A 6,275-nucleotide genomic window follows, 5' to 3' on the forward strand; every position below is an offset into this window, starting at 1 on the left:
CAGCCCGCTCTGTCCGTCGTAGACCCAGCGCACCTCCCAGCCGGGCCAGGCACGGCGCAGCAGCTCCAGGGCGGCGGCCCGGGTGCGCAGGGAGGCGATGGGCCCCTCCCGCGCGAAGACCAGCAGGAGGCGGCGGGCCTCGTCGGCGAGGACGCCGGCCTCGACCATGTCGTCGGGGTACCAGCTGTCGTCGACGGCGTGGCCGCGCAGGAACGGCAGCACCGCTTCCGGCCCGCCCAGCAGGTCGAGGTCCAGCCCCACGGCGCCGTAGGAGGAGCGGTGGCGAGTGTGGCCTCCGGGGCCCGGAAGCACGAAGACGGCCCGGTTGCCCATGCTCAGAGCCCCGCGGCCTCGCGCAGGGCGGCGGCCCGCCGCCTGGCGTCGTAGTCGGCCGGGACGCCCTCGACCAGGACGGCTTCGCCCGCGATGTGGTCGGTGCGCAGCGGCAGGATGGCCTGGTAGGCGTCGGAGGCGTACCAGGCGCGGGCGCTCTCGATGTCCGGGAAGGCGATGACGACGACGGTGCCGGGGAAGGGGCCCTCCATGACCTCTACCTCCTTGCCGTGGACGAGGAAGCGGCCGTCGAAGGGGTCCATGGTCGACTGAATCGTCTCGATGTACCGGAGGACGTCCTCGTTCATGGTGGTGGGGCGGAGGTGGGCGATGGCGTACGCGGTCATGGTCTGCTCCCCTGTGGACCGGCCCGTCGGTCCGGGCCGTTGGTCCGATGCTGTCAGCGCGCGGGCCCGGCGGCGATTACCTCAGAGGTCATGCAGATGCGGGCTGGAAGGTGCGCCGGTAGGCGATCGGGGAGACGCCGACCGTGGAACGCATGTGCTGGCGCAGGGAGTTCGCCGAGCCGAAGCCGGCCCGGTGGGCGACCAGGTCGACCGGCAGGTCGCTGGACTCCAGCAGGTGGCGGGCCAGTTCGAGCCGTTGGGCGGTGAGCCATTGCACCGGGGTCATGCCGACCTCGTCGCGGAACCGCCGGGTGAAGGTGCGCAGGCTCATCCGGGCGTGCTCGGACAGTTCGGTGAGGGTGACCGGTTCGGCGAGGCGTTCCAGGGCCCAGGCGCGGGTGGCGGTGGTGCTGGCGACCGAGGGCTCGGGGACCGGGCGGTCGATGAACTGGGCTTGGCCGCCGTCGCGCCACGGCGGGACGACGCACATGCGCGCGGCGCGATTGGTGACGGCGACACCGTGGTCGCGGCGGATCATGTGCAGGCAGAGGTCGACTCCGGCGGAGACGCCGGCCGAGGTCAGCACGTCGCCGTCGTCGACGAAGAGAACGTCCTCGTCGATGCGGACCCTCGGGTAGGCGCGCCGGAACTCCTGGGCGAGGTTCCAGTGGGTGGTCGCGGGCCGGTCGTCGAGGAGGCCGGCGGCGGCGAGCACGTAGGAGCCGGTGCAGATCGACACCAGGCGGGTGCCGGGGCGGATCCCGGCGATGGCCGCGGCGACCGCGGGAGGCAGCGGCCCGCCGAGGGCCAGCTCGGGCATGGCGTGGGTGGGCGGGACGATCACGGTGTCGGCGGCGGCGAGGGCTTCGGGTCCGGCGGCGGGCTGGAGGGTGAAGCCGGAGTCGCTGAGCACGGGGGCGCCGTCCGCGGTGCAGACGACGACCTCGTAGAGGGCTTCGCCGTCCTCGCCCACGGCGCTGCCGAAGACCCGCGAGGGAATGCCCAGCTCGAACGGGGGGAAGCCCGGCAGGGCGAGCACCGCGACCAGGTGCCGCCCGTCCGTGCCGCTCCCGGGGCGGGCCGTGTGCTCGGTGTGGTCCCGCATCTCACTCATGGCCAGATCCTGTCACATAGTGGCCAAACGGCCAACACCGTCTCAGGGCGCCGTGGCCGAATCTGAGACACGTCGCCGGGAAACGACCCGGAACGACGCCAACGGATGGAATGAGGCGGACAGAGATGCGCGCGATCGTCGTGAACGAGTGGGGCGGCCCGGAGAACCTGGTCGAGCGGGAGATCGACCGGCCCGAGCCCGGTCTGGGCGAGGTCCTGGTCCGGGTCCACGCGGCCGGCGTCAACCCCGTCGACTGGAAGACCAGGGACAGCGGGGCGCTCATCGCCTGGGGCGAGCACCCGATCGTGGGCTGGGACGTCTCCGGCACCGTCGAGGCGGTCGGCCCCGGCGTGACGGTCCACGCCCCCGGTGACGAGGTGTACGGCATGCCGCACTTCCCGCGGCAGGCGGGTGGCTACGCCGAGTACGTGACCGCCCCCGCCCGGCACTTCGCCTCCAAGCCGGCCGCCCTGGACCACGTGCAGGCCGCGGCTCTGCCGCTGGCCGCGCTGACCGCCTGGCAGGCCCTGGTGGACACGGCCGGGGTGAGCGCCGGCCAGCGGGTGCTGGTGCACGCGGCGGCCGGCGGGGTGGGACACCTGGCGGTGCAGATCGCCAAGGCCCGCGGCGCGTACGTGATCGGCACCGCGAGCGCGGGCAAGCACGCGCTGCTGCGTGAGCTCGGCGCCGACGAGGTGATCGACTACCGCACCACGGACTTCGAGGACGCCGTCGCCGAGGTGGACGTGGTGATCGACGCCATCGGCGGGGACTACACCCGGCGCTCGCTGAAGGTCCTCAAGGCCGGCGGCCACCTGGTGACCCTCCCCGGCCCCGACTCCCTCCCGGCCGACCCGCAGGGCGTGCACGCCTCCTGGGTCCTGGTGGAGCCGGACCTGGGCGGTCTGCGGGAGATCGCGGCGCTCGTCGAGCAGGGCCTGCTGAAGCCGCTGGTCGACACGGTGCTGCCGCTGGAGCAGGCGGCGAAGGCCCACGAGATCGGCGAGCAGGGCCGCACCACCGGCAAGATCGTCCTGACCGTCGCCTGAGCCCTCAGGCCCTGTCGGTGGTGGGCCGGCCGCGCAGGTGGCGCTGGAGGCGTGCGTGGCGGAACTGGTAGACGGCGCCGACCTGGCGCAGGACGCCGCGCCGGTAGGCGTCCTCCAGGAAGGCGACCGTCGCCCAGGGGAGGCGGCCGGTCAGTGGGAGCCAGATCCGGGTCAGGAGCACCCACTGGCCCCAGGCGGTGAACGCCAGGACGTAGGACAGCGCGCCGGCCACCCCGCCCACCGCGCCGAGCGCGAGTCCGTCGGCCATCGGCCAGGTCAGGGGGCCGACGACGTCTTGGAGCAGCTCGGTCATGAGCCGGCCGCCGAAGGCGATCACCAGGGTGAGCATCGGTGCGAGGAAGAGCGCCTGGCGCACCACGATGCTGCGGTTGATGGCCAGCAGGTCCGTCGGAGTGGCGGCGGAGCCGAGGTCGATGGGGGTCTCCAGGGTGGCCACGAGCCCCAGTACGAGCCCTCCCGCCAAGGCGAAGGTGAGCCCGTACATGAGGCAGTTGACCGCCGTCGCCTCGATGACCGCCGCGTTGACCAGCACCCCGCCGTACGTCAGCTGCGCGCCGACGGTGAACGCGAGCCCGCAGCCGAGGCCCATGACGAAGCCGCCCAGCAGTCCGGCCGGGACCAGGGTGGCGAACCGGCGGGAGGTCGGTCCGACGCCCCGCCGGCCGCGGCCGGGCAGCCGCATGCGCACCCGGGACGGTTCGAACGCCCGGATCCCGAGCACGGCCATGAGCCCGTAGACCAGCCCGAAGGCGAGGCCGACGGCGGGGCCGAACAGCACGGCGTCCAGCAGACCCGTACCCAGCGCGAACGCGGCACCGCGGCCGGCGGCCAGGTTCTTCGCCGGGAAGACCATCCAGTCGGCGAGGGCGGTGACAAGGGAGCAGGCGAGGACGACGGCCAGGATCCGCGAGGACAGCCGCAGGGAGTCGCGCAACTGCCACCAGGCCAGGTCCTGGCCCATGCGGCGCTCGGGCCGGTCCAGGTGGTCGGCGAGGTGGCCCAGGTAGCGCCGGGCGCGGTGCGGGTCCCAGCCACGGGGCCTGCGCGTGCGGCGGGCGCCCGGGACGGCCGTGGGCGGGCGCCGGTAGACGCTCGGCACGAACCCGGCCAGCAGGTGCTCCTCGATGGCCTCCGGGGTCGGGAAGCGGGCCTCGTCCAGCAGCCCGGCCGGGTCGTGGGCCGGGGTGTCGCTGTAGGCGGTCCGGGCGAGCAGGACCATCAGCGGGGTGCTCAGTACGGACCTGAGGCGGGCGCCCGGCCCGCCGTCCGGGTCGGTGCGCAGCCGTTCCAGGACGGGGTCCCAACCGGTGGCGGCCCGCCCGTCCCGGTCGGCCGGCGCGCTCGGGCGCGCGGTGCGGGGCAGGTAGTGGACCAGGTCGTCGGCGTCCAGGTCCAGCAGTTCGATGCCCGCGGTCCGGCGGAGCACCTCGACCCCGACGACGGCCTCGGCGAACTGTTCGGTGCGGCTGGTCAGCAGCAGGGGAAGCGAGCTCGCGTTGAGTTCGCGCAGGGCGACGCCGAGCAGTCCGGTGGCCATCTCGTCGAACCCGTCCAGGACCGGCAGGATCCATCCGGCGTCCACCAGGGCGGCTGCGAGGGTGGTGCCGCCGGGGGCGCGCGCGTCGAGGTTCGGGTGGTCGCGCAGCAGGCGGGCGATCAGCCAGTCGCGCAGGGTGGTGCCGGTCGGGTCCCACGATCCCATGCTGAAGACCACGGGCACGGGCTCGCCGTCGGAGCGCGCGACCAGCTGGTCGAGGACGAACCGCAGGACGAGGACGGTCTTGCCGGAGCCGGCCCGGCCGAGCACGACCAGCCGCCCGGACCGGACGCGCCGGTAGACGTCGGCGATCTCGGTGAGGCCGCCGTCCAGGGTGAGCGGGCCGCGGGCGGCTCCGGGCGGGGTGCCGCGGATGTTGTCCCAGTGGTCCAGCAGATCGGCGGGGGCCGACCGCCACCGCACGGGCAGCGGGAAGGGGTCATGGATGCGGCGCTGCTCCTCCTCGCGGATGCAGCGGCCGTAGACGTCGTGGGCGAGCGACTCGGCGGCCTCGGCCAGGGCGCCCCGGGACGCCGCCGGGCCGCGGTGCGGAACCGGCCGGGCCGGACGGTCCGGTCCGGTCGACCGCTCCGGATCCGGCGCCGGCTCCGGTACGGGGGCGCGTGCGGCGCGTAGGTCCTCCCCGGCGGGGGTTGCGGTGCCGCGGTGTGCGGCCAGCAGCTCCGTCCAGAGCTCGTCCCGGTCGCGCTTCAGCTCGTCGGCCAGCGCGTGGGCGACCTGCTTGACCGTTCCCATCCGGGCGTCGGTGGGTTTGCCGGTCTCCAGCCGGTGGATGGTGCGGACCCCGAGCCGGGACCGCTCGGCCAGCTGCTCCTGCGTCATCCCCGCCTCGTGCCGCAACCCGCGGAGCAACGCGCCGAACTGGCTGCTCACTTCCATGCCCTTCCCCCGACGACGGCCCTGCCACGTGAGTCCGATGTCCTCCCGGATCCCGGTCAAACCACCGGCCACCGTCGACCGGCCACATATGGCCGGTTGCGGGCATGGTCCCGCGACCAGCACGAACACCACGATGAGTGCCGGTCGCCGCACCCGACGCGGTGTCCGCCTTGACCCAGGGGAGTTGACCCGTATGTCCGTCACGAAGCCGAACAGGCTCGCCCGCCGCCTCAAGTCCGTCGTCGCGTCGACGGTCCTGCTGCTCGCCGGCGCCGTGGCCGCGCCGGCCACCGCACAGGCCGCCCCGGCGAACCACTACTACATCCAGATCGGCGGCACCGGGGCGGCCGCCGAGGCGCCCGGGTGCACGACGAGCTTCGAAGCCGCGAACCGGCACCTGGACGGGGGCATCGCGATTCCGGTCTGCTACGTGGCCAGCGGCGGCCCCTTCGTCGGGAGCCACAACGAACAACCGGCCCCCTTCGCGCCGAGCTTCGGCGACAGCGTGAACCAGGGCTACTGGAACGCAAAGGCGGCCCTGGAGAACGCCTACCGGGCCGACCCGACCGCGACCTTCACCATCGCCGGCTACTCCCAGGGCGCCTGGGTCGGCGACCTGCTGCTCCAGACGATCGCCAACAACGGCAGCGAGGTGCCGCGCGACCGGGTCGACGGCATGCTCTACTCCGACCCCATGCAGCCGGGAACCGGTTTCTGGCGGCTGGTCCCCCAAGGGGTCCTCATCCCGTTCGTGGCGTACTCCCCCGGCACCGGGCCGGAGGTGTTCCCCGGCGTCCCGGTCCAGCGCCACTGCATCAAGACCGACGGGGTGTGTGACGCGACGTCCCTGGATTCCTTCCCCGGCTTCCTGCAGCAGCACCCGCGCTACTTCCGGGACGGCGAGATCATCGCGAGCACCCTCGCCCAGCACGGCGGCAGCGGGACCGTCTGGTACCCGGCAGCCTGATCCCGGC

6 protein-coding genes are annotated in these 6,275 nt (G+C 73.8%); 2 read left to right on the plus strand and 4 right to left on the minus strand.

The features are described 5' to 3' along the window. The 3 genes from ACWGIU_RS26335 to ACWGIU_RS26345 all read right to left on the minus strand — a co-directional run. Nucleotides 1-333 (minus strand): hypothetical protein (locus ACWGIU_RS26335; RefSeq protein WP_453709735.1); only part of this gene is annotated, 333 nt, incomplete at its 3' end. A 2-nt stretch (nt 334-335) separates the two neighbouring features. Continuing rightward, on the minus strand, nt 336-680 hold the full coding sequence (locus ACWGIU_RS26340; protein ID WP_453709737.1) for a DUF1330 domain-containing protein: 345 nt from the start codon (nt 678-680) through the stop codon (nt 336-338). Between the two features lie 88 nt (nt 681-768). Further along, the gene (locus ACWGIU_RS26345; protein ID WP_453709744.1) at nt 769-1,785 is read right to left on the minus strand and encodes a GlxA family transcriptional regulator; all 1,017 of its coding nucleotides are present in this window, start codon (nt 1,783-1,785) and stop codon (nt 769-771) included. Nucleotides 1,786-1,919: 134 nt separating this feature from the next. Here ACWGIU_RS26345 and ACWGIU_RS26350 point away from each other — a divergent pair, with 134 nt between their 5' ends. Next, on the plus strand, nt 1,920-2,843 hold the full coding sequence (locus ACWGIU_RS26350; RefSeq protein WP_453709739.1) for an NADP-dependent oxidoreductase: 924 nt from the start codon (nt 1,920-1,922) through the stop codon (nt 2,841-2,843). 4 nt (nt 2,844-2,847) lie between these two features. Here ACWGIU_RS26350 and ACWGIU_RS26355 read toward each other — a convergent pair whose 3' ends face one another. Continuing rightward, the gene (locus ACWGIU_RS26355; protein WP_453709741.1) at nt 2,848-5,295 is read right to left on the minus strand and encodes a helix-turn-helix domain-containing protein; all 2,448 of its coding nucleotides are present in this window, start codon (nt 5,293-5,295) and stop codon (nt 2,848-2,850) included. Nucleotides 5,296-5,494: 199 nt separating this feature from the next. On the opposite strand from ACWGIU_RS26355, the gene ACWGIU_RS26360 reads away from it, so the two are divergent. Next, nucleotides 5,495-6,268, plus strand: coding sequence for a PE-PPE domain-containing protein (locus ACWGIU_RS26360; protein ID WP_453709743.1), 774 nt, complete (start codon nt 5,495-5,497; stop codon nt 6,266-6,268). Nucleotides 6,269-6,275 lie beyond the last annotated feature (7 nt).

This window comes from Streptomyces sp. NPDC054840 (assembly GCF_053611065.1).

Excerpts from the sequence above, each read along its gene's own strand:
- ACWGIU_RS26345 (WP_453709744.1), bottom strand. The coding sequence starts at position 1,785 with ATGCGGGACCACACCGAGCACACGGCCCGCCCCGGGAGCGGCACGGAC.
- ACWGIU_RS26360 (WP_453709743.1), top strand. The coding sequence starts at position 5,495 with ATGTCCGTCACGAAGCCGAACAGGCTCGCCCGCCGCCTCAAGTCCGTC.
- ACWGIU_RS26340 (WP_453709737.1), bottom strand. The coding sequence starts at position 680 with ATGACCGCGTACGCCATCGCCCACCTCCGCCCCACCACCATGAACGAG.
- ACWGIU_RS26350 (WP_453709739.1), top strand. The coding sequence starts at position 1,920 with ATGCGCGCGATCGTCGTGAACGAGTGGGGCGGCCCGGAGAACCTGGTC.